The following is a 19,759-nucleotide window of genomic DNA, read 5'->3' on the forward strand; positions in this document are numbered from 1 at the left end:
TAATACGGACTTGTATTCAGTGTCGTTGAGCTGAGTCATCTGTTCACTGACAGGGTGGAAGAGGCTGCTTAAATTGCCTGATTTGTCACACATTATGACGAGGCGGTAAGAGGTCTATATCAATAAAGTTGACGATAACGCTTGGCGTTGTGCATGAAACCCAGTAGTGAGGCGAATCTCAATTATTGATTCCTGGTCACGGCTCAGTATCATTGCCCGACTGGTTGTATATAAGATGAATAATATGCTGCGTAAATATCTTTCTTTTACTGCACTGGCGGGGGTGTTGAGTGTCAGTGGTTGCCAGTCGAAGAGCATCAGCCGGGGGATGAAAGCGCCGGTGTGTAATATTGATAAGCCCGTGCCGACGTACGTCCATTTCTTTGTGGCAAACGAAGCTCTGAAAGGACGTTCGCAGCAAGAGATCCGTACTCAGATGCAATTTTGGGTGAATTACTCCAATTGGGTTTTGGAGAACTCTTGTATCCCAATGACACGCAATGTGGCAGAAGTAACGTTTGTTGATTTGAGCGATCACTATGTACTGGACTTTAGCTCAGCGCATTATTCGCTGGAATCTGTTCTGGGGGCCGATCGTATTAGCCAGATCCGTCAGCAGTCCAACCATTATTATGCGTTGATTCTTGGCAGTGAAAACACGTTTTTTAAGGGTGACCTCCACGGACAAGCAGAGCGTGCGCCTCATGGTCATTTTATTGCCTTGCGGTACAACACTTCCCAACATGTGCTTGAGCACGAGTTTGGTCATTTAAGCCTGGGCGGAACATGACACCGAAACCTTAAAAGAGCAGGTAGGCAACAACGATCTCACAGAGAGCAGTGCGGTTTGGGAATGGCCATACATCAAACCATACGCACGTGCCTATTTGTGTGCGAACGGTGGTACGATCATGAGTTACGCTCCGAAACGCAGGCCGTTTTATTCCAGCCCACAGATTTCGTTTAACGGAGAAGTGTGTGGGGATGCGAAGGCAGGCGACAACGCCAGAGTATTACGTGACTATGCCCAGCGCCTGCGTGAACGTATGGCAAGTGTGGGTCAGGGAGTCGCGATCAACTGATCCCAATAGGGTGTATCTGTCCCCAGCCGGTCGGCTATGTATTCGATGAACGTCCGGACTTTCAGTGGCAGGTGCTTTCTTTCCGGAAACACCGCATAAATGGCGTGCTCTGGCAGAGGGAAGTCCTGCATCACGGGAATTAAGGTGCCTTTGGCGATATCGGATGCCACGATAAACGTGGGTAACTGAGCGATGCCGAGTCCGTCTAACACCGTGCGGCGGATAACTTCACTGTTATTCACCACAAAGTTTCCCTTAGGAACGACTTTATGCTCGCCGTGGACACTTTCAAATGTCCACTCGTGCCCGCCTCGGAAATAGCTATAGCGCAGGCAATTGTGATGAGCGAGATCCGTTGGGCGTTTGGGTTCACCGTATTGTTCCAGATAAATGGGAGAGGCACACAACAGGCTTTTACAGGGCGCCAGACGACGTGCCACCAAATTAGAGACAGGTAAATGGCCGATACGAATCGCCAGGTCGAAACCACCTTCAATCAAATCCACCATTTGATCTTCAAGTTGCAGATCGATTTCGATTTGCGAATTCAGCTCGATGAAATCGGCGATAATGGGTGCGACGTGCTTGACACCAAATCCCATTGGTACGCTGATTTTCAGTCGCCCTTGCGGTGAGCCCTGCAACTCTGTGACGGCGTCCAGCCCCTGCTGAGCGAGACCCAGCGCCTGCGATACGTAATCGTAATAGCGCTGACCAGCCTCCGTCAGGCTGAGTTTGCGCGTTGTTCTGTTCAGCAGACGAATGCCGAGTTCATCCTCCAACTGGTTGACGCGTTTACTGACTGCTGACTTGGTGATATTGAGCTTGGCAGCCGCGACGGAAAAGCTGCCGTTTTCTACAACGGCGACGAACACGGGGATAGCAGAGAAACTGTGCATAGAGTTGAGTTTAAGTTAACAATGAGTTTCTTATTATATGGATTATCATCCAGAAGAAAACAATCTAAACTAGGCCGAACGAGTAAGGAGTAATCATGAAGTACGATTGGATTCTGTTTGACGCGGACGAGACCCTGTTCCATTTTGACGCATTCAAAGGCATGCAACTGATGTTTGCCCGTAAGGGAATTGAATTCACGCAACAGGACTTTGCTGAGTATCAGCAAGTGAATAAACCGCTCTGGGTTGATTATCAAAATGGCGACATTACCGCTGATGAGCTAAAGCATACACGTTTTGACCTCTGGGCGAAAAAACTTGAAACGACCACTGCTGAGCTGAACACTGCATTTCTCGAAGCTATGGCGGATATCTGTACCTTACTGCCGGGTGCGAAGGAGTTGATGGAAGCGCTGTCAGGAAAGGCCAGAATGGGCATCATCACCAATGGTTTTACGGAGCTTCAGGCCATTCGTCTGGAAAGAACTGGAATGAGCAGCTACTTCGATCACATTGTGATTTCTGAGCAAGTGGGTATCGCCAAGCCAGACGAAGGTATTTTTGCCCATGCGATGTCGCTGATGGGCCATCCGTGCAAATCGAAAGTATTGATGGTTGGTGACAACCCGCATTCAGACATTCTTGGTGGTATGAATTTTGGGATAGAAACCTGCTGGCTCAATACCGAACGTGTAGATGCCGTGGATGGCATTGCTCCGAGTTACACCGTGGCGTCATTGCATGAACTGAAAGACATTCTGATCGCCTAATCAGCGTTCTGCCGGCGCATGGAGTGATGTGTAATGACTGAGGGATTTGGTGTTTGTTATCTCGAATCCCTCATCAAGTGTGCTGAGTTTTTTGATGCGATCAAGACGGAAATGACGATAGTCGTGGCGCAGTTCGCACCAAGCCACTAATGTCCATATCTTGCCCCAGAAAATTTGCCCGAGAGGTTGGAGCGTGCGCCGGGTTTGCTTACCATTCTCTGCGGTGTATTTCATTTCGACTTTCAACCTGGCGTCGGTTGCATGGCGCAGCATCTGGCTATGTCTGGCGGTGTCTGAACGAGAATGCAGATCCGGCACGAGCATCGAAAATTCTTCCACCTGTTGTTTTCTTTTGTCCGGAAGGACAGACAATATTTTCGTCGACGCACTTTTGGCCGCGCTGGCGAGTTCTTCGTCTGACCATGAGCGCACCATTTTCATGCCCAGTTCCAGTGCCATCATTTCTTGTTCGGTGAACATCAAGGGCGGGAGGTGGGAGCCGGCTTGCAGTAAATAGCCGACCCCCGCTTCTCCGTATATCGGAACGCCGGAACGAATGAGTGATTGAATATCGCGATAAATGGTCCTTTCGCTAACCTGCATTTCTTCAGCGAGCGCCGAGGCAGTGACCGCGTAGCGTCGGGAACGCAGCAAGGTCAGGAGTTCAAATAGTCGTTCCGATTTACTCATTCAGTCTTCATCCCAGATGCTGATTAACGGTATTTTTTGGCCAGGTCACACATCTTAATGTGTTGGTGCTGAATGTCGACTGAATCTCGGTCGATCAGTGCGATTAAGACCTGACATTGCTCATTCGCTGCAAACTGCTTACTGGCCTGTTTGGCTTCTTCCATGGAATCCCAATAGATTACGTCATTCCACAGGTTACGTTCGATTTCGTAGCTTAATGAACGATACTGAAACCCTGGCAGATTAGCGACAAATGCCTGGCTCTGCTCCGATGCGGCAACCAGATCGTGTTCCGTTACTCCTTGACGCAGTTTAAAGGTGACGATTTCAATAGCACTTTGCATGATTGTTTCCTTGTTGGTTAAGTTCGGAAACAAGCTTAAAACGTGACTTTGACAGGACATGTCAGGAGTGTGGCGAGAAGTACAACGGCTACCGCATGGTAACCGTGTTCGGCGCAAGAGCTAAAATTACCGGGCAAAAAAGCGACCAAGTGTCCGCGGGGCAAACGGCGTTAACATTGGCAGTGTCGATACTGGATTATTTTCACATTTAGAAAAGTATTTATCGGCGACCAGCAAGGAGATCAGACGCTCTTTGTTGTCGTCCTGAAACTGCTCAACCCATTGATTCGCGTTGTGTATGATCGACAGAGCCTCATTTTCATGCTCCAGATAGTAGTCCATTTTTTCGATGAGATCGGAGTAATCGTCCTTTAATTCAACGTAATGCACGCCTGCTTTAAGCCGACCTTCCATAAACCAGGTCTCGAATTTGGGTTTTGACATCATCACCAGTGAGTTGGAGGACATGGCCCATTTTAGATTGGTGGCAACGTCATTCCCCTCGATGCAAAGAACAAATTTGTGCTGCAGCTGCTTAGCCACGCTCATAAAGTCCTTTTCCCACGGTTGTCCTTGTCTGGGTTTGGTTTGACCAATGTCGCAGCGAGGATGATCATAGAACGCTCGGATAACCCGTTTACGATGATCCTTGTGCCCGACACCCCGCCAAACAACCATGTTCTTTTTTTCCTGATAAGGCAGTTTGTCGCAGACAAAGTTAAAATGACGAATACGGTTCAGTTTTAACAATACAGAATGTTCGTTGCAGCCATTAATCGGGCGACTTTTTAAAAACGTAGGATGATCAGGAATATGAGTGACATCGCCATTTTTATAATCGAAACGTAACCCACAAGGGAAATAACGTATTACGGAACGAAGATCAAAAAAATAGGTCGCTCCTTTGGTCTTTTTAAAAGTTTTCACTTTTGTCCCGCAATTTTCATTCAGCGAAAATCCACGAGTTAACTTATTGTAATAATTCACTCTGTCGTAGATCTCATTCTGATCATAATAATCAATGGATTGAATAATCTTGTGGCGATCCCAGCGATAGACACATTTTGGCATCAATAAGGTAATGGCATTGGAAAAGTAGTATAAGAACTTGTTTTTACGCACGTTAATGACTCTCGTGACTGAATCTTAAGACAAATCTAATACAGTTGGATTAACCATCAATGAAAGAAATATGATAATTCCGTTACTTAACAGTAACTCAGTAATTTGATGCGTATGGAATCAATTTAATATACGAATTATTCTCAATAATGGCAGGGTTTCTTGTAAGGTAATCATCCACTGTTAGATAGAAAATACATTAATATAATTATCATCAATAATAAGTAGAGCATTTATTATTGATGATTACTATATAAACTCACATGTCGGACAGCAAATTTGAGACTTGATTTATATTTTAATTGCACCGTTTTTCATAAAGAAAAAATTATATTCTCTGTATGTAAAATCGAATGATGTTTTATTTTTATGCACTTGCTTGATATGTCACCCATTTTAATGGGGATATTGCGTTCAGAGCGTTTCTGTTCAGCCGCAGCACGTTTTGTTAAGGTACCAGGGTACAAATCGAGAGAATCAGATATGAGTGATATCAAACAGTTAGATAGTCGAGTGGTGTATCAGAACCCGTGGATGACGGTGCGCGAAGATAAAATAGTGCGCCCCAGTGGTGCGGAAGGGATTTATGGTGTGGTCGATAAGCCAGACTGCGCAGTGATTCTTGCCGTGGATAACGGCGAGATCCATTTGGTACAACAGTACCGTTACACTGTAGGTCAACGCTGCTGGGAATTGCCGCAAGGGGCATGGGAGTCAAACCCGGATGCCGATCCTCTCGAACTGGCTAAAGGCGAATTGAGAGAGGAGACCGGATTGTCTGCCGCCATTATGAGCTATGTGGGCGCCCAGTTTATCGCCTATGGATTCCTCAATCAGACCTGTCATATCTATCTGGCTGCTGGCCTGACGTATGTGGGTAACTGTCTTGACAAGGAAGAAGAAGATTTGATCACACAAGCGTTTTCGCTTCAGACGTTTGAACAAATGATGATTGACGGTGAAATCAAAGATAATGTGACCATCGCCGCCTACGGTCTGGCTAAGCTAAAAGGCCTGATTGACTAGCACACGCCCTCCGTAAAGAGGGCGTATTCGTTTATGGGCTGAACATTCGGCTTTTTTACGGCCGTTCACCGGCATTGAGACGGCGCTCAATGTCTGCTAGGACGTCAGGTAGATCGGCAATGGTATCAATGAGGTAGTGAGGCGCAGACTTGAGTAATTTGCTTCGGGCTTTCTGCCGTGCGTTGTCTAAAGTGACGCTGTCCGCGTTTTGATATTCTTCCCAGGTTAGTCCGGCTTCGTTACCGGAGAGCAATAGGCCGACTGTCCACATACCGGCGTTGTGCCCCTCCTCGATTCCAGGCACAGCGTCGTCAACTTTCACGCAGGCATTGACGTCGGTGACGCCCAGTTCAATGACGTTTTTGAGCGCCATAAACGCAGCCGGACGCCCGCCTTGAGGCAGATCATCGGTCGCAACCACATAATCCGGCAGATAACCGTAGTTGGCTGCAGCCGGGATCAGTACATCCATGACTTCACGCGGATAGCCGGAGCAGGAGCCAATTTTGATACCCTGTGCTTTGAGTGCATTGACCACCTCAATGGCGTTGAGAATCGGCTCTGCATGATCGGCCACTTTGGCTTTTTGTAACGGCATAAATGTGGCGTAAACTCGGTCGATGTCATCAGATGTCATCGATCTGCCAAACTGGGCACGCCAGCGGGCATCAACCGTCGTTAACTGGCCAACCGCCTGAATATGATCCCATTTACCCAGCCCCATCGGCTCCCGCGCTTCTTCCAGGCTAATATCAAAGTCAAAGCCTTGGCGAAACGCTTCGACAAATATGCTGGTAGGTGCAAACGAGCCGAAATCTACAATGGTACCGGCCCAGTCAAAAATCACCGCCTGCAGCGGAGAAAGAGAAGTGGATTGAGTCATTATCTTGGTCCTAAACGTATTGAAAATCTTGAGAAATTTGAGCGAGAGCTTGCTCGAAAATATCCAGAGCCTGATTGAGCTGTGCTCGCGTGATAATAAGCGGTGGACTGAGTTGGATGACGTTGCCCTGTGAGACCTTAAAACTCAGCCCGCGATTGAGGCATTCATACAACATCGCTTCGGCTTCATCACAAGCCCGGGTTTTACTGCGATGATCGGTCACCAGTTCCACCCCCCAGAGCAGACCGATCCCACGAACATCTCCGATGAGCGGATAGCGGGCTTTGAGCTGATGCAATCGTTCCTGCATAACACGACCCAGTTGACGCGTATGAGCCAGCAGACCTTCTTGCTCGATGGTCTCGATGGTGGCCAGAGCGGCCGCGCAGCCGAGCGGGCTTTTTTCATGGGTATAGTGACCCATCGAAATCCGCTCGGCGACGTTGTATTTCTCTTTGGTGATCATGGCTGCAAACGGCACGATGCCACCACCGAAGCCTTTCCCGATACAAAGTACGTCTGGTTCGATGTCATACGCTTGATAGGTGAACCAATCACCGCTGCGGCCCATACCATTGGGAATGTCGTCGATGATCAGCATGACATTGTGTTTGTCACAAATGGCGCGAATACGTTGCCAGTAGGCCTTACTGGGGACTTGTACATCGGTGTTGCGAACGGCTTCCGCAATAAAAGCCCCAACACCACCTTCTTTCTCGATGACGTATTCCAGATAGTCTGCATAGTGAACGTCACCGCCATCGTTTGAAGACAAGGCTCCGCGATACGAAACGGCTGGTGGAATACGTTCAACGCCGGCCATCAGCGGCCCCATTCCCTGGCGAAAACACGCTTCTCCCCCCACCGAAATGGCATCCAGCGAAGCACCGTGAAATGAGTCCCACAATGAGACGACTTTGTAATTCCCGGTAACGTAACGGGCTAATTTAAGCGCCATGCCAATGGCGGATGTGCCACCGGGGGCAAACAGTACCCGACGCATTTCTCCACCACAGATGCTGATCAGTTTTTCCGCGCAACGGATGGCCGTTTCATTGGTAAAGCGACGGGGAGAAAAGGGCAACGCAGCCATTTGTTCCGTTAGACGCTGAATCACATGCGGGTGACCGTATCCCAACTGATGGACATTATTGCCATGAAAGTCCATATAGCGTTTGCCAGCGGTGTCCTGAATGTAGATGCCGTCAGCGGCTTGTAAGGCGTCCAGGCAGGGCGTTGACATGGCCTGATGCAGAAAAACCTGACGGTCTCTTTGCAGCAGAGTCTGGGTATTCTCATCATCAATTGACGAGTTCCAGGCCTGACGAGCCGGGGTTGTATTGATGTCGCCCTCACTGTGGAGATTGGGCTGAGGAATGGCTTGAGTCATATTCGGAGTGTCCTTTGCTCAAACTCAGACGTGCTGCCAGTACATGGCGGTGCTGACGGCTTCAATCAGGCGTTCAATGTCGGCTGGATACACTTCACCGATGTTGCCAATACGAAAGCAGTCTGCGTTTGAGACTTTGCCTGGATAGATCACAAACCCCTGTGATTTAAGACGTTGATAAAACTCGTTGAACTGATAGTCACTGTGAGCGGGTGAGTGAAAAGAGGTGATGATAGGCGAGTGGAGCGCATCTTCCAGCAAAGGTTCGAAACCGAGTGAACGCATGCCGGAAACCAGCGTACGTTGATTGGTCCGATAGCGCTGGTAGCGGGCATTGATGCCACCTTCTTGCTCAAGCTCTAATAATGCCTGGTAAAACGCTCGTACGGTGTGAGTGGGGGAGGTAAATCGCCATTTGCCGTGATTGACCTGCATGCAGTACCACTGAGCGTAAAGATCCAGGCTCAGAGAGCGTGCCTGACCCCGGCACTTTTCCAGTTCATCTTGTTTGGCAATCACAAAGCCAAATCCGGGCACGCCCTGAATACACTTATTCGCAGAGCTGATCATAAAGTCGACCCCCAGATCGCCAATGTCCATTGGAATGCCGCCAAAACTCGACATGGCATCCAGTATGACGATTTTCCCGTGGCGTTTGGCCAGTGAAGCGATGGCTTCGATTGGATTGAGCATTCCTGTGGTGGTTTCGCAATGGACGATGGCAACATGTGTGATGGAAGGGTCCGAGACCAATGCCGTTTCCACCTCATCCAAGTGTGGCTGTGATGTTTCGCCAGGCGAAACGACATGGTTCGGAATAGCCAGATAATCAGCAATCTGAGCGATTCTTGCGCCGTAGGCACCGTTATCGACCACCAGCAGCTTTCCATTGCGGTCAATGGCGCTGCCGATTGTTGCCTCGACAGAGGCGGTTCCGCTGCCTTGCATCAGCACACAAGTATAACCGGGCTGACGCGTTGCCAGACGGACCAGTTTGTGTCTGATCACTTCAACGATGTCTTTATTGTAATCGTCATCCCACGTACACCAGTCTTTCAGCATGGCTTCCCGAACGGTTTCTGACGTAGAGAGAGGACCGGGTGTCAGCAGCAAATACGCATTTTTCATGTTTGTTTTCTCATTGGACTATACCAGAATTGATTTTGACTCTAGCAAGGCGGATTTGGCGCGTAAATAGCCCGATTTACAATTTCACAAAAGTTTCATCTGCGGGGAAACCGCCGACTCTCAAAAGTTGTATTTTTCGTCAAACTGCCACTTTTTGTTCATGTAATCGTCACAGAGTCCTTTTACGGTGGTGGTCGGTTAACTGGTACAGACCAATTAAATTCACCGCAAAACTTATGTTCTAAACTGGAGAAGATGATGAACAACCGTTTGATGAAAGGATCTCTGGCTGCACTTCTGTCTATGCTGGCCGCTAATGCAATGGCGGCTCAGGAAGTGACGGTTTACACCGCTTTCGAAACTGACATTCTGGCGAAGTACAAATCGGCATTTGAAAAAGATAACCCGGATGTAACGATTAAGTGGGTGCGTGATTCAACGGGGATCATGACCGCGAAACTGCTGGCTGAGAAAAGCAATCCACACGCCGACGTGGTTTGGGGTCTGGCAGGATCGTCCATGGCTTTACTGAAGGAAGAGGGGCTGCTGAAGCCATACACGCCAAAAGGTGTCGACGAACTGAATGCAAACCTGAATGACCCGCAGTCGAAACAGGCTTGGTTTGGGAACGACGCTTTCTTCAATGCGGTCTGTTTTAATGAAGCGGTGGCGAAACAGCTTAACCTGCCAAAACCCACATCGTGGGAAGATCTGACCAAGCCGGTATATAAAGGTCACATTGCGATGCCAAACCCTGCTTCCTCAGGTACCGGTTACATGCAAGTTTCTGCCTGGCTACAAAACATGGGTGAAACACAAGCCTGGGACTACATGCAGCGTCTGGATCAAAACATCGCTCATTATACCCATTCGGGCTCAAAGCCGTGCGTACAGGCAGGTATGGGCGAAGTGGCTATCGGTATCTCCATGGCCAGTCGTGGTGCGAAACTGAAAACGCAGGGCGCGCCACTGGATGTGATCGTACCTAAGGGAATTGGCTGGGAATCTGAAGCCGTGGGTCTGGTGAACGAGACCGACGCTGCCAAGCGCGTTGTCGACTGGTCGGTATCAAAAGCGGCCAATGAGCTGTATGTGGAGATGTATCCGGTGGTCGGCCACAAAGAGGTCAAAGCGACCGTCTCTAACTTTCCGAACGTTCAGGACGTAATGGCTAAGATGGACTTTGCAAAAATGGGGAGTGAACGTGCAAAAGTCCTGGCGGCATGGTCTGAGAAGTTTGATGCTAAATCAGAACCCAAATCTTAATGCCACATGATGCATCTAGTAAAGGAGAGCGAATGCTCTCCTTTGTCGTTTGGGGCTGTTCATCATACTGTCATCTTGTCGTTTTAAATTTGTCACTGGACTGAAACATAGATGCGTTAATTTTGGACTATACCAATTAGGGGCGCATTATGAACACACCTCAACCTTACCTGCACATTGAAAACGTCGTAAAGCAATTTGGTCAATTTACGGCGCTGAAGCACATCTCTCTCTCGATTGAAAAAGGCGAATTCGTCTGCTTTCTCGGCCCATCCGGTTGCGGCAAGACGACATTGTTGCGGGCAATTGCCGGGCTGGACTTACCCACATCCGGGACTATTTTCCAGGGCGAGCAGGAGACGACTTTTTTACCGCCGGAGAAACGCGATTTTGGCATCGTGTTTCAGTCGTATGCCTTGTTTCCGAATCTGACAGTGCAGGAGAACATAGCCATCGGCCTGAAGAATCAAGGGATGTCGACCAAAGAAGCGCTGGAGAAAGTGGACGACTGGTTGGCGATGATCGGTTTGCCGACGTCCGGAGAGAAATACCCCAATCAACTGTCTGGCGGACAGCAGCAACGGGTCGCATTGGCACGCGCGCTGGCGCTATCTCCTGGGTTGTTGTTGCTGGACGAACCGCTGTCTGCGCTGGATGCAAAAGTTCGAATTCATTTGCGTGAGGAGATTTGTAACCTGCAACGCAAACTGGGTATTACAACGGTGATGGTGACACACGATCAGGACGAAGCGCTTTCGATGGCGGATCGCATTGTGGTGATGAATCATGGTGTGATTGAACAGGTCGGTACTCCGGAAGAGATCTATCTCAAGCCCGCAACGCGTTTTGTTGCCGAGTTTGTTGGCAGCATGAACTTCATTCAGGCATCGGTAGCAACAGATGAGCAAGTGCGGATCGCTGAATCCTTGCTGCCGACGCCGGCACTGGAGAATCATACCCCAAGTCGCGGTGAGCGTTTCGATCTGGCGGTGCGTCCGGAGAGTGTGCGCTTTGTCGACTCCTATTCTGATGCGCTACCAGTGCGTATTTGTGGCAAAGAGTTTCTTGGCGCGTACACCCGGGTTGAGTGTCAGTTGCAACACGATGCGCACGCCCCTCTGATTTTCGTCGATTTACCCGGTGAACAAATCCATGCGATGAAACTGAGAGTCGGGGATATTCGCTATATCCGTTTTGCGCAAAACGGGCTTCGCGCTTATCCCTCACACTCGCACAGCAACGATAACGTCGCAGTGGCTTAGAGGTAGCGATGAAAGGAAATACTATGACTCAATCAACACCGGTGTCCACGATGAAAACGGATTCTTTCCTCACCCGTATTAGTCGTGACAACCTGATTCTGTTTGCTTTGCTGGCGCTGCTGTCCGTTCTGATGGTGTTGTTTATTCTGATGCCGCTGTGGGCCATGTTGGCGAAAAGTGTCCAGAACAGTGACGGAGAATTTGTCGGCCTGGTTAATTTTGCCACCTATTTTGCCTCGCAAGCGCTGTGGCAGTCGATGGGAAATACGTTCACGGTCGGCTTGTTGGTTACTGCGGTTGTGGGGGTTTTGGCGTTTGGCTACGCGTACGCGCTGACGCGTTCTTGCATGCCGTTCAAGGGGATGTTTCAGATCCTCGGAACGGCGCCGATTTTAGCGCCATCTTTACTTCCGGCCATTAGTCTGATTTTTTTGTTTGGTAACCAGGGGGTAGCGAAAGCGTTGCTCGGGGGAGAATCGGTGTATGGTTTGATCGGTATTACAATGGGGTTGATCTTCTGGACATTCCCGCACGCTTTGATGATTCTGACGACGTCGCTGCGCACCTCCGATGCGCGTTTGTACGAAGCGGCGCGCGCCTTAAAAACGTCGTCAGTCAAAACGTTTTTTGTCGTCACTTTACCGGCAGCAAAGTACGGACTGATTAGCACGTTGATTGTGGTGTTTACGCTGGTGGTGTGTGACTTTGGGGTTCCGAAAGTTATTGGAGGGAGCTACAACGTTTTGGCGACCGATATCTTCAAACAGGTGGTTGGTCAACAGAACTTCTCTATGGGAGCTGTAACCAGTATCTTGTTATTGTTACCAGCGTTGCTGGCATTTGGAGCTGATCGCTGGGTTCAACGTAAGCAAAAAAGCCTGTTTGATACTCGCTCTGTGCCTTACCAGCCTCAGCCGCAAAAGTGGCGTGACGGAATTTGTCTCGTCTACTGCACGCTGATTTCCCTGGTGGTGCTGGCAGTGCTTGGGATGGCCGTTTATGGTTCACTTGTCACGTTCTGGCCGTGGAATAAAGCCCTGACCTTGAATAACTACAATTTCGCGGAAATGAGTACGTATGGCTGGAGCCCGTACTTTAACTCGCTCACTCTGGCGGGGTGGACCGCGTTGTTCGGCACCGCCATCATTTTTATTGCGGCATATTCCATTGAAAAAGGCCGTTCGTTTGCGCCAGTTCGCCAGTTTATGCAGATGATGTCGGTGGTGCCGATGGCGGTACCGGGTATGGTCTTGGGGCTGGGTTACATTTTTTATTTCAACGATCCGGCCAATCCATTGGGTGTACTGTACGGAAGCATGGCGTTTCTGGTTATCAATACCGTTGTCCATTATTACACCGTAGGGCACATGACGGCACTCACGGCACTGAAACAACTGCCAGATGAACTGGAAGCAACCGCTGCATCGGTTAAACTGCCGCAGTACAAGTTATTCCTTAAAGTCACTCTACCTGTATGTCTGCCTGCGATTCTGGATATTGCTACCTATCTGTTTGTTAATGCACTGACCACCACATCTGCGGTAGTATTTCTCTATTCAACCGATACCATTCCGGCGTCGGTGTCCGTGCTCAATATGGATGATGCCGGCCAGACAGGCGCAGCGGCGGCGATGGCTGTAATGATCATGGTGTCAGCCGCGGTTGCGAAAGTCGTTCATATGACGGTCGGGAAACTTTTGGAAAATAAAACCCAAGCGTGGCGTAAGCGCTGAGAACAACAAGGAAAAACAAGCGAGTGCAGTACGTAAAAATCAAAGATGCCATTGTTGAACAGATCGCGTCAGGGATGCTTTCACCAAGGCAGAAGCTGCCGGCAGAACGCAAGTTGGCGGAGTCATTTAATACCACCAGGGTGACATTGCGTGAAGCGTTGTCGCTTTTGGAAGCGGAAGGTAAGATTTATCGTGAAGATCGTCGTGGTTGGTTTATTTCTCCCGAACCTCTGAAATACGATCCAACCCAAACACTCAATTTTACCAACATGGCGCTGGCCCAAAACCGGCTGCCGAAGACGGAACTGGTGGCGGCTAAAGCCAGTCTGGCCAACAAACAAGCCTCGACGCTACTCAACTTGCCGCCATTCGCTGATGTTTACCGCATTGATCGTGTCCGTTATCTGGAAGATCGCCCCGTCGTGTTTGTGACCAACTATGTGCGACCGGAAATGTTCCCAGACTTACTAAGTCACGATTTGTCGCAATCGCTTACTGACATTTACCGCGAGCATTATGGTGTGGTGTACCAAAAAATCCGTTACCGCATCAGCACCAGTTCATTGCTGGGCGAGACTGCACAGTTTCTGCGGGCCACATCGGGCACGCCAGCAATGGTGGTCGAGCGGATCAATTACAACCAGCAAGGTGAGTTAATAGACTGTGATATAGAGTACTGGCGCCATGATGCGATCAGTATCGAATCGCTTGCGGAATTGACACGCTAGCGGTTTCTTAGGTAAGGGCTTCCGCACGGAAGCCCTTTTGCTTTTCTGCTTATCACAGGGAGTGTTATGGCATTTTTTGCGATAGTTCTGGTTGTCTTCTCCGCGTTGCTGCACGCAAGCTGGAACATTCTGGGTAAAAGTAACACCAGCTCGGGCACGGCTTTTACGCTGGCAGCCGGTGTTACGGCGTCATTGCTATTAACGCCTTACTTGATCTGGTATCTCAATACCATTGGCTGGCAATCATTGCCTGACTCTTTTTGGTGGATAGTGCTGATGAGCGGTGCTTGTCAGATGCTGTATTTGGTTGGATTGATGCTGGCTTATCAGCAGGCAGACATCGGCGTTATCTACCCGATAGCTCGGGCGTTGCCAGTGCTGATGGTTGGGTTCGGTGGTTCGTTACTGGGGCACACACTGTCGTGGATGCAGTGGAGCGGCTTTGTGATGATCACTCTGGGTTGCCTGGTGGTGCCGCTGGCACGGTTTCGAGACTGCCACGTTCGCTCGTATGTTAATCTGGGCGTGTTCTGGGCATTGGTGGCAGCGATTGGTACGACAGGCTATTCCATTTTGGACAAGCAGGCGTTGGACATTGCGACACAAGTGGTCAGGGTTGTGCTGAGTGATAAACACACTGCCATCTTCTATCTCGGTGTTCAGTTCTGGGCGATGGTGCTGTTTACTTTGGGCTGGTGTGTGGTTAGCGGAAATGTGGGGCAGATTCGTCACGCATGGCACATTAAACAACGCGCGGGTTTGGCCGGAATCATGATGGCAAGCACTTACGGCCTGGTTCTGTTCGCGATGACCATGACGGCCAATGTTAGCCTGGTGGTGGCCTTACGTCAGATCAGTATTGTTTTTGGCTTAATTATGGGGGTGCTGTTTCTGGCCGAGCGTTGGTTCTTTACCCGTGGCATTGGGGTTAGCTTAATTTTGGGCGGTTTGCTCCTGGCTCTGGCGTAGTTTTGCCAGGAGCAAACCGGTCGTTTGTCACGCGACCTCGATATGGCGCGAGCGTGTCATTTCTGTTCTGATGAGGCAACTTGCCGTGAGTTTGAGATAGTAGTCTAAATCAGGGTGGTTCAGGTACGGCTGTTTTCCCTTGTCATCGTACTGGCGAATCTGAATCGCTTCCCGGTAATGCGGCTCTGCTTCGAACGCACACAACTCGGTGTGGTTCATTAATCCACCCTGAACGGCAAGTGATCGACGGGACGCTTTGCTGAGTTGGTCAAAATAGTGTGACTCAACCGTACACAGGTAACGTTTGGCCTGAACATGTAAGCGGATACAGTCGGTGATTAACGGCGGAAAATAGCCTTTAAGGCACTGCTCACCAATGTCTTCATGAAAACCGTCAATACCGGATTCGGTGCTCTCTTCCGGCAATCCCAGAATCAGATAACCAAAGTCATGCAGAAATGCGGCTACCACCAGTTCCTTATGACAGCCCGTTTGCTCGGCGATAAACGCTGCCTGCATCATATGCTCACCCATCGACAATGTTTCCCCGTACGCCACGTGTCCACTTTCCATAAATTGCTGACGGATAAATTCAATCACTTGCATTAAGAGCCCTTACTCCTTGTTTTTACGGGCAAATGGTAGGGAAGTAACAATAAAGTCCGGTGACGATACGGTTACGTTGTGGTGACAAGTACTACGTATTTCACCGCTAGTCTTTATTTTCAAAAAATTTCACCGATTTTTTGTGTGTTTAGAAGACGCCAATGTTCGCTATTTCGTTAATGAATGTACGGTTTGGTTTTTATTTTATGATAATGATTTTTCTATCAAAAGAAGCCAGTGGTGTAATTTCAGAACAGAGTGAGGAAAACACCTACGAAGTAGGGGTGGGCAAATTTTGCGCAAATAATTAGTGAGTTTTATGAAAGTAATGTCATCTGTTCATGGTCTCTGTACGTATGATTTGATACAAGAGCAGTGAGGATGTCGCTCAAATACAACAAAGACGAGGAGTCTGTTATGAGAAAACTAACTATCCTTACCAGCGCTGCACTGTTGATGATGTCAGGTGTTGCTTTTGCAAATGGCGCTTACTCAACCGCAGCAAAAACTGCTCAGATGACGGGGCAGGTTGTTGCGTCCAAAGATAAGGCGTATCAGGAAGGGCAGCAAATGCTCAGTGATTTGAAATCCTAATCGTAAAAGAATTGCGGAATTCTGCTTAAAATCATATATTTCCTTTAATATTAATGAGTTATTTTTGTTTAAACGATTAACTTTTACCGAGTACATTTAGGCTTTACACTCAAATGTGTATAAATTTGTGTATAAAGGAAAGTTGGTCATGTTGTCTGATTCAAAGCTTAGGAGTCTGCACAGAAAACCAAGGGACAAGCAGGATGTGTTTTCTGATCGTGATGGACTTTATATAAGGGTATCGCCTACAGGTAAGGTGGCTTTTTTCATTCGGTATCGATACAACGGCAAGGCCGATCAACTGACGATAGGCTGCTACCCAGAAATGTCACTGAAAGAGGCTAGGGATCGAAATATCGAATATAGGGCCGGGCTAAGAGACGGGATAGATCCGAAAGTTAAAAAGCGCACAAAGATCGCTGCAAACCAGGAAGCTATTCTTTTTAGTGACCTTATCGATAGATGGTATGAGTTAGAAGCCAAGCCAAGAAAGAAGCGGGCCGATCTAGTATATAGAGCCATTAGAAATCACCTCTTTGATTATCTCGGGAACTTACCGGCAAAAGATATCACGGCACATCATTTTTTTGAGGTGTTTGAAAGGGTCAAACAAAAGTCACCGACTCAAATAATCCCGTTACTAGCTAACTGCCGACAGGCTTACAAGTTCGCTATCCGTCGTCGCTTGGTTGTGAATAATCCACTGACTGATATTAACGCTAACCTAGATTTTAATATCACAAGAAAAGTTAACAGCCGGGTTTTAGACGATAACGAGATCAGGGCGTTACTCGCTTATTGTGACGCCAACGAGAGAAACGGAGCAATGATTTATCTTGCTTTGCTTTACGGGTGCCGTATGGGTGAGCTTTCTTCGGCAGAGCTAAGTCACCTCGATGAATTTACGAATGTTTGGACGGTACCACCGGAAAACCACAAAACAGGGCGCAGGACAAAAACGCCTTTAAAGCGTCCAATAATTGAAAGCGCAAAGCCTCACTTTGATTTCCTGGCCTCATTTTCCGCCAACGGTAAAAACCTAATCACTAGTCTAAGAACGAATAAAGCAATGGCTACCTCGTTTTGGGTGGGGTTCCCCGAGCATGTCAATAAATGGCTTTCAAAGAATGGACACAAAGAGATTGCTCATTGGAGTATGCACGATTTACGGAGAACGATGCGCACCAACATGGGCGCGCTTGCACCATGGTACATACGTGAAATTATGCTGGGTCACAAGTTGCCTGGTGAGTGGAGCACCTACGACAAAGGATATTACCTGGACGAACAGAGAGAGGCTTATATCAAGTGGGCTGAACGATTGGAAGATATCAGGCAAGGAAAAGAAAAAGTAATCTCTATTCAAAGTGCAATATAAACGAGTCCCGGATCACCGGGGCTCTTCGTTCTATGACGGTTACTCATGAGAACGAATGCCTTTTACGCAAATGCAGCATGTGGTGCGTGATACGGTCTGATCTCCTTATTTAGTAGGAGATACACAATTGAAAACATTACGCCTTATCAGTAAATCGATTCGCGGGATTGGCACCTTTGGCGAGCTATACGATGGTTCTGAGGTTGTTTGTGTCACCGTTGAGCCCGATTGGCAGAACAACGAGAAAAACGTTTCATGTGTCCCAGCTGGCGTATATTCGGTCACTCGCCATTCTTCCCCACGCTTTGGTGATTGCTTCGCTATCAGTAATAAAAATCTTGGTGTTACGGTCAGTGGGCCATCATTGCGTTCTAATTGCCTTTTTCATGCTGCTAACTATCCGAACGAATTGGAGGGCTGTATTGCTCCCGGCCTGACGTTTATGCCAGGTTCCTCACGCTGGGGCGTATCGAGCAGTCGCAAGGCACTGGACAAGCTTAAAGAGCGCTATCCGGAAGGTTTCGTGATGGAGATACAACGGTTATGAACATTTTCTCTAAGATCCTTGATGGCGTTTTCGGTCCTTTGTTTGATTTTATCGATAACAAGATCCCCGATAAGAAAGATGCTGAGCGGATAAAGGCCCTGTTAGAACAGTTTCGAATCAGCTCTAACTACAAAACGGCAGAGTTACAAACACAGCTTATTCTGAAGGAAATGGAGGGCAATTGGCTGCAGCGTAGCTGGCGCGGCATTGTAATGATTATCCTGGCTGTCGCCGTTGTTCTTTATGACCGTACAGACTTAGTAGGTGTGCTGCTAAAAGGTCTAGCCGGTTTTGTGGGGTAGTATGAACTGGCATACATTCAGAGACTGGCTTTTGTCTCTATGGCCTACACAAAAAGCTTGGTTGGCGTCGATTTGGGCTGGCGTAGTCAGTGTTGGTCTGCAAGGCTGGTTGCAGATAACTGTGCTGATTTTTGCTGTGATCGCTGGCTACTACTCGATGCGATACAACAAAGCCAAAGCGGAACTTATGGAAAATGAAAATCGGAGAAGGACTAAGATATAGGTTTGACCAAGCTACTGCACCATAAACATGTAGCCAACGATGGAATGAAGTCATCGTTGGCTGCATGTTCCTTACGAAGAACTTGTTATTTTTTTATTTTTTCTAAGTCAGTTGTAGATTTTTCGATCCGTATTTTTATCTTAACAGCTTCTCGATGATCAATAAGTGAAATAATTATACATACAAGGCTCAAAACAAAGGTGATAGATAACCAGACGAATGAATCAGACTCGAAGCTTATAGACAATATTGTAAACATCGTGCTCATTACAAAGAACCCTACAGATCTTGTTCTAAAACGGCTTTCATTTAATGCGTAAACTAACTTAAGCTCTGGATTATTCTTTAATAACTCAATTTTCTCTTGTTCTTCTTTTACATGGCTTTCTTGTCTATTTCGCCAGTAAGATGATAAACGCGAAAGTCTATGTTCGAAAAAAGCCCGAATATATGTACTTGCAATGTTTATGGTTATACCAACAACAACAACTCCTAGCCACCAGTGCGTAGTTGATGCATCTGTTAAAAATTGCTCCATTCTCTATCTCTTGTTGAATTTTTTACAATACGTCGCATCATGTAGTGATCAGCGTAATACCCACTGTTGCGATACGACCATTTGTTCCAACCGCAGCTTTACTTTTAGCACTAAAATAGCCTAGGCCGAGGACAGAACAAATTGCACCAACTATGCTTGTAATTCCATTAATTACTTCCCAGTCCATATAATCAGTTATCCCTAGAGAATGACGCCCAATTGACGTGTGAGCGACGCCACCACCAAACTAAACCATACCACCATAAACAAAAAATCCAA

General features: G+C 48.1%; 23 protein-coding genes. 13 read left to right on the top strand and 10 right to left on the bottom strand.

From position 1 onward, the window contains the following. Positions 1 to 244 precede the first annotated feature (244 nt). Positions 245 to 790, top strand: a complete 546-nt coding sequence (locus tag CAG64_RS13765; protein WP_161448151.1) for a hypothetical protein — start codon at positions 245 to 247, stop codon at positions 788 to 790. Between the two features lie 121 nt (positions 791 to 911). Next, positions 912 to 1,082: a hypothetical protein gene (locus tag CAG64_RS13770; RefSeq protein ID WP_161448149.1), complete on the top strand. Its 171-nt coding sequence runs from the start codon at positions 912 to 914 to the stop codon at positions 1,080 to 1,082. Here the strand turns inward: CAG64_RS13770 and CAG64_RS13775 are convergent. Then, positions 1,061 to 1,981, bottom strand: a complete 921-nt coding sequence (locus CAG64_RS13775) for a LysR family transcriptional regulator (RefSeq protein ID WP_021705038.1) — start codon at positions 1,979 to 1,981, stop codon at positions 1,061 to 1,063. The genes CAG64_RS13770 and CAG64_RS13775 overlap by 22 nt on opposite strands. A 95-nt stretch (positions 1,982 to 2,076) precedes the next feature. Between CAG64_RS13775 and yjjG the strand changes: the two genes are divergently transcribed. Continuing rightward, positions 2,077 to 2,751, top strand: coding sequence for a pyrimidine 5'-nucleotidase (gene yjjG / locus CAG64_RS13780; protein WP_161448147.1), 675 nt, complete (start codon positions 2,077 to 2,079; stop codon positions 2,749 to 2,751). On the opposite strand, the gene CAG64_RS13785 is transcribed toward yjjG, so the two are convergent. From CAG64_RS13785 to CAG64_RS13795, 3 genes are all read right to left on the bottom strand, one after another. Continuing rightward, the gene (locus CAG64_RS13785; protein WP_161448145.1) at positions 2,752 to 3,441 is read right to left on the bottom strand and encodes a helix-turn-helix transcriptional regulator; all 690 of its coding nucleotides are present in this window, start codon (positions 3,439 to 3,441) and stop codon (positions 2,752 to 2,754) included. Between the two features lie 23 nt (positions 3,442 to 3,464). Continuing rightward, entirely contained in the window at positions 3,465 to 3,785 is a 321-nt protein-coding gene (locus CAG64_RS13790; protein WP_161448143.1) for a hypothetical protein, read from the bottom strand. 126 nt (positions 3,786 to 3,911) lie between these two features. Further along, on the bottom strand, positions 3,912 to 4,907 hold the full coding sequence (locus tag CAG64_RS13795) for a glycosyl transferase family 90 (RefSeq protein ID WP_161457680.1): 996 nt from the start codon (positions 4,905 to 4,907) through the stop codon (positions 3,912 to 3,914). A 483-nt stretch (positions 4,908 to 5,390) separates the two neighbouring features. Between CAG64_RS13795 and CAG64_RS13800 the strand changes: the two genes are divergently transcribed. Then, on the top strand, positions 5,391 to 5,933 hold the full coding sequence (locus CAG64_RS13800) for an NUDIX domain-containing protein (RefSeq protein ID WP_161488779.1): 543 nt from the start codon (positions 5,391 to 5,393) through the stop codon (positions 5,931 to 5,933). Between the two features lie 55 nt (positions 5,934 to 5,988). Here the strand turns inward: CAG64_RS13800 and phnX are convergent, their stop codons facing one another. From phnX to phnW, 3 genes are read right to left on the bottom strand one after another with little or no spacing between them, the layout of a single operon-like run. Next, positions 5,989 to 6,816, bottom strand: coding sequence for a phosphonoacetaldehyde hydrolase (gene phnX / locus CAG64_RS13805; protein ID WP_161488780.1), 828 nt, complete (start codon positions 6,814 to 6,816; stop codon positions 5,989 to 5,991). Between the two features lie 10 nt (positions 6,817 to 6,826). Next, positions 6,827 to 8,206: an aspartate aminotransferase family protein gene (locus tag CAG64_RS13810; protein ID WP_161488781.1), complete on the bottom strand. Its 1,380-nt coding sequence runs from the start codon at positions 8,204 to 8,206 to the stop codon at positions 6,827 to 6,829. A 24-nt stretch (positions 8,207 to 8,230) separates the two neighbouring features. Continuing rightward, positions 8,231 to 9,334: a 2-aminoethylphosphonate--pyruvate transaminase gene (gene phnW / locus CAG64_RS13815; protein ID WP_161453859.1), complete on the bottom strand. Its 1,104-nt coding sequence runs from the start codon at positions 9,332 to 9,334 to the stop codon at positions 8,231 to 8,233. Positions 9,335 to 9,589: 255 nt separating this feature from the next. On the opposite strand from phnW, the gene CAG64_RS13820 reads away from it, so the two are divergent. The 5 genes from CAG64_RS13820 to CAG64_RS13840 all read left to right on the top strand — a co-directional run bounded on the left by CAG64_RS13820 (position 9,590) and on the right by CAG64_RS13840 (position 15,292). Beyond that, the gene (locus CAG64_RS13820; protein ID WP_202600948.1) at positions 9,590 to 10,600 is read left to right on the top strand and encodes a putative 2-aminoethylphosphonate ABC transporter substrate-binding protein; all 1,011 of its coding nucleotides are present in this window, start codon (positions 9,590 to 9,592) and stop codon (positions 10,598 to 10,600) included. Between the two features lie 149 nt (positions 10,601 to 10,749). Beyond that, positions 10,750 to 11,862: a putative 2-aminoethylphosphonate ABC transporter ATP-binding protein gene (locus tag CAG64_RS13825; protein ID WP_021705048.1), complete on the top strand. Its 1,113-nt coding sequence runs from the start codon at positions 10,750 to 10,752 to the stop codon at positions 11,860 to 11,862. A gap of 8 nt (positions 11,863 to 11,870) precedes the next feature. Continuing rightward, positions 11,871 to 13,595 carry a putative 2-aminoethylphosphonate ABC transporter permease subunit gene (locus CAG64_RS13830; RefSeq protein WP_040902501.1) on the top strand — a complete coding sequence of 575 codons (1,725 nt, stop codon included), beginning with the start codon at positions 11,871 to 11,873 and terminating at the stop codon, positions 13,593 to 13,595. A gap of 23 nt (positions 13,596 to 13,618) precedes the next feature. Then, positions 13,619 to 14,323: a phosphonate utilization transcriptional regulator PhnR gene (gene phnR, locus CAG64_RS13835; RefSeq protein WP_161488783.1), complete on the top strand. Its 705-nt coding sequence runs from the start codon at positions 13,619 to 13,621 to the stop codon at positions 14,321 to 14,323. Between the two features lie 66 nt (positions 14,324 to 14,389). Continuing rightward, complete coding sequence (locus tag CAG64_RS13840) at positions 14,390 to 15,292, top strand: EamA family transporter (RefSeq protein ID WP_161488784.1); 903 nt, start codon at positions 14,390 to 14,392, stop codon at positions 15,290 to 15,292. A gap of 27 nt (positions 15,293 to 15,319) precedes the next feature. Here the strand turns inward: CAG64_RS13840 and CAG64_RS13845 are convergent, their stop codons facing one another. Further along, positions 15,320 to 15,898 (bottom strand): hypothetical protein, encoded by a 579-nt coding sequence (locus tag CAG64_RS13845; protein ID WP_021705052.1) that lies wholly within the window; start codon positions 15,896 to 15,898, stop codon positions 15,320 to 15,322. Between the two features lie 417 nt (positions 15,899 to 16,315). Here CAG64_RS13845 and CAG64_RS13850 point away from each other — a divergent pair, with 417 nt between their 5' ends. The 4 genes from CAG64_RS13850 (at position 16,316) to CAG64_RS13865 (ending at position 18,719) form a co-directional block, all read left to right on the top strand. Continuing rightward, positions 16,316 to 16,492: a hypothetical protein gene (locus CAG64_RS13850; protein ID WP_161488785.1), complete on the top strand. Its 177-nt coding sequence runs from the start codon at positions 16,316 to 16,318 to the stop codon at positions 16,490 to 16,492. A 148-nt stretch (positions 16,493 to 16,640) separates the two neighbouring features. Next, entirely contained in the window at positions 16,641 to 17,870 is a 1,230-nt protein-coding gene (locus tag CAG64_RS13855) for a tyrosine-type recombinase/integrase (RefSeq protein WP_161448056.1), read from the top strand. A gap of 127 nt (positions 17,871 to 17,997) precedes the next feature. Beyond that, on the top strand, positions 17,998 to 18,417 hold the full coding sequence (locus CAG64_RS13860) for a DUF5675 family protein (RefSeq protein ID WP_161448059.1): 420 nt from the start codon (positions 17,998 to 18,000) through the stop codon (positions 18,415 to 18,417). Then, entirely contained in the window at positions 18,414 to 18,719 is a 306-nt protein-coding gene (locus tag CAG64_RS13865) for a hypothetical protein (protein WP_161448061.1), read from the top strand. Before CAG64_RS13860 ends, CAG64_RS13865 begins: the two co-directional genes overlap by 4 nt. A 308-nt stretch (positions 18,720 to 19,027) precedes the next feature. Here the strand turns inward: CAG64_RS13865 and CAG64_RS13870 are convergent, their stop codons facing one another. Together CAG64_RS13870 and CAG64_RS13875 are read right to left on the bottom strand one after the other, a co-directional pair. Next, positions 19,028 to 19,480: a hypothetical protein gene (locus tag CAG64_RS13870; RefSeq protein ID WP_161488786.1), complete on the bottom strand. Its 453-nt coding sequence runs from the start codon at positions 19,478 to 19,480 to the stop codon at positions 19,028 to 19,030. A 37-nt stretch (positions 19,481 to 19,517) separates the two neighbouring features. Further along, complete coding sequence (locus CAG64_RS13875) at positions 19,518 to 19,667, bottom strand: hypothetical protein (protein WP_161488787.1); 150 nt, start codon at positions 19,665 to 19,667, stop codon at positions 19,518 to 19,520. Between the last annotated feature and the right edge of the window lie 92 nt (positions 19,668 to 19,759).

It is taken from the genome of Vibrio sp. V38_P2S17PM301 (assembly GCF_009904845.1).
Taxonomy (GTDB): Bacteria; Pseudomonadota; Gammaproteobacteria; order Enterobacterales; family Vibrionaceae; genus Vibrio; species Vibrio proteolyticus.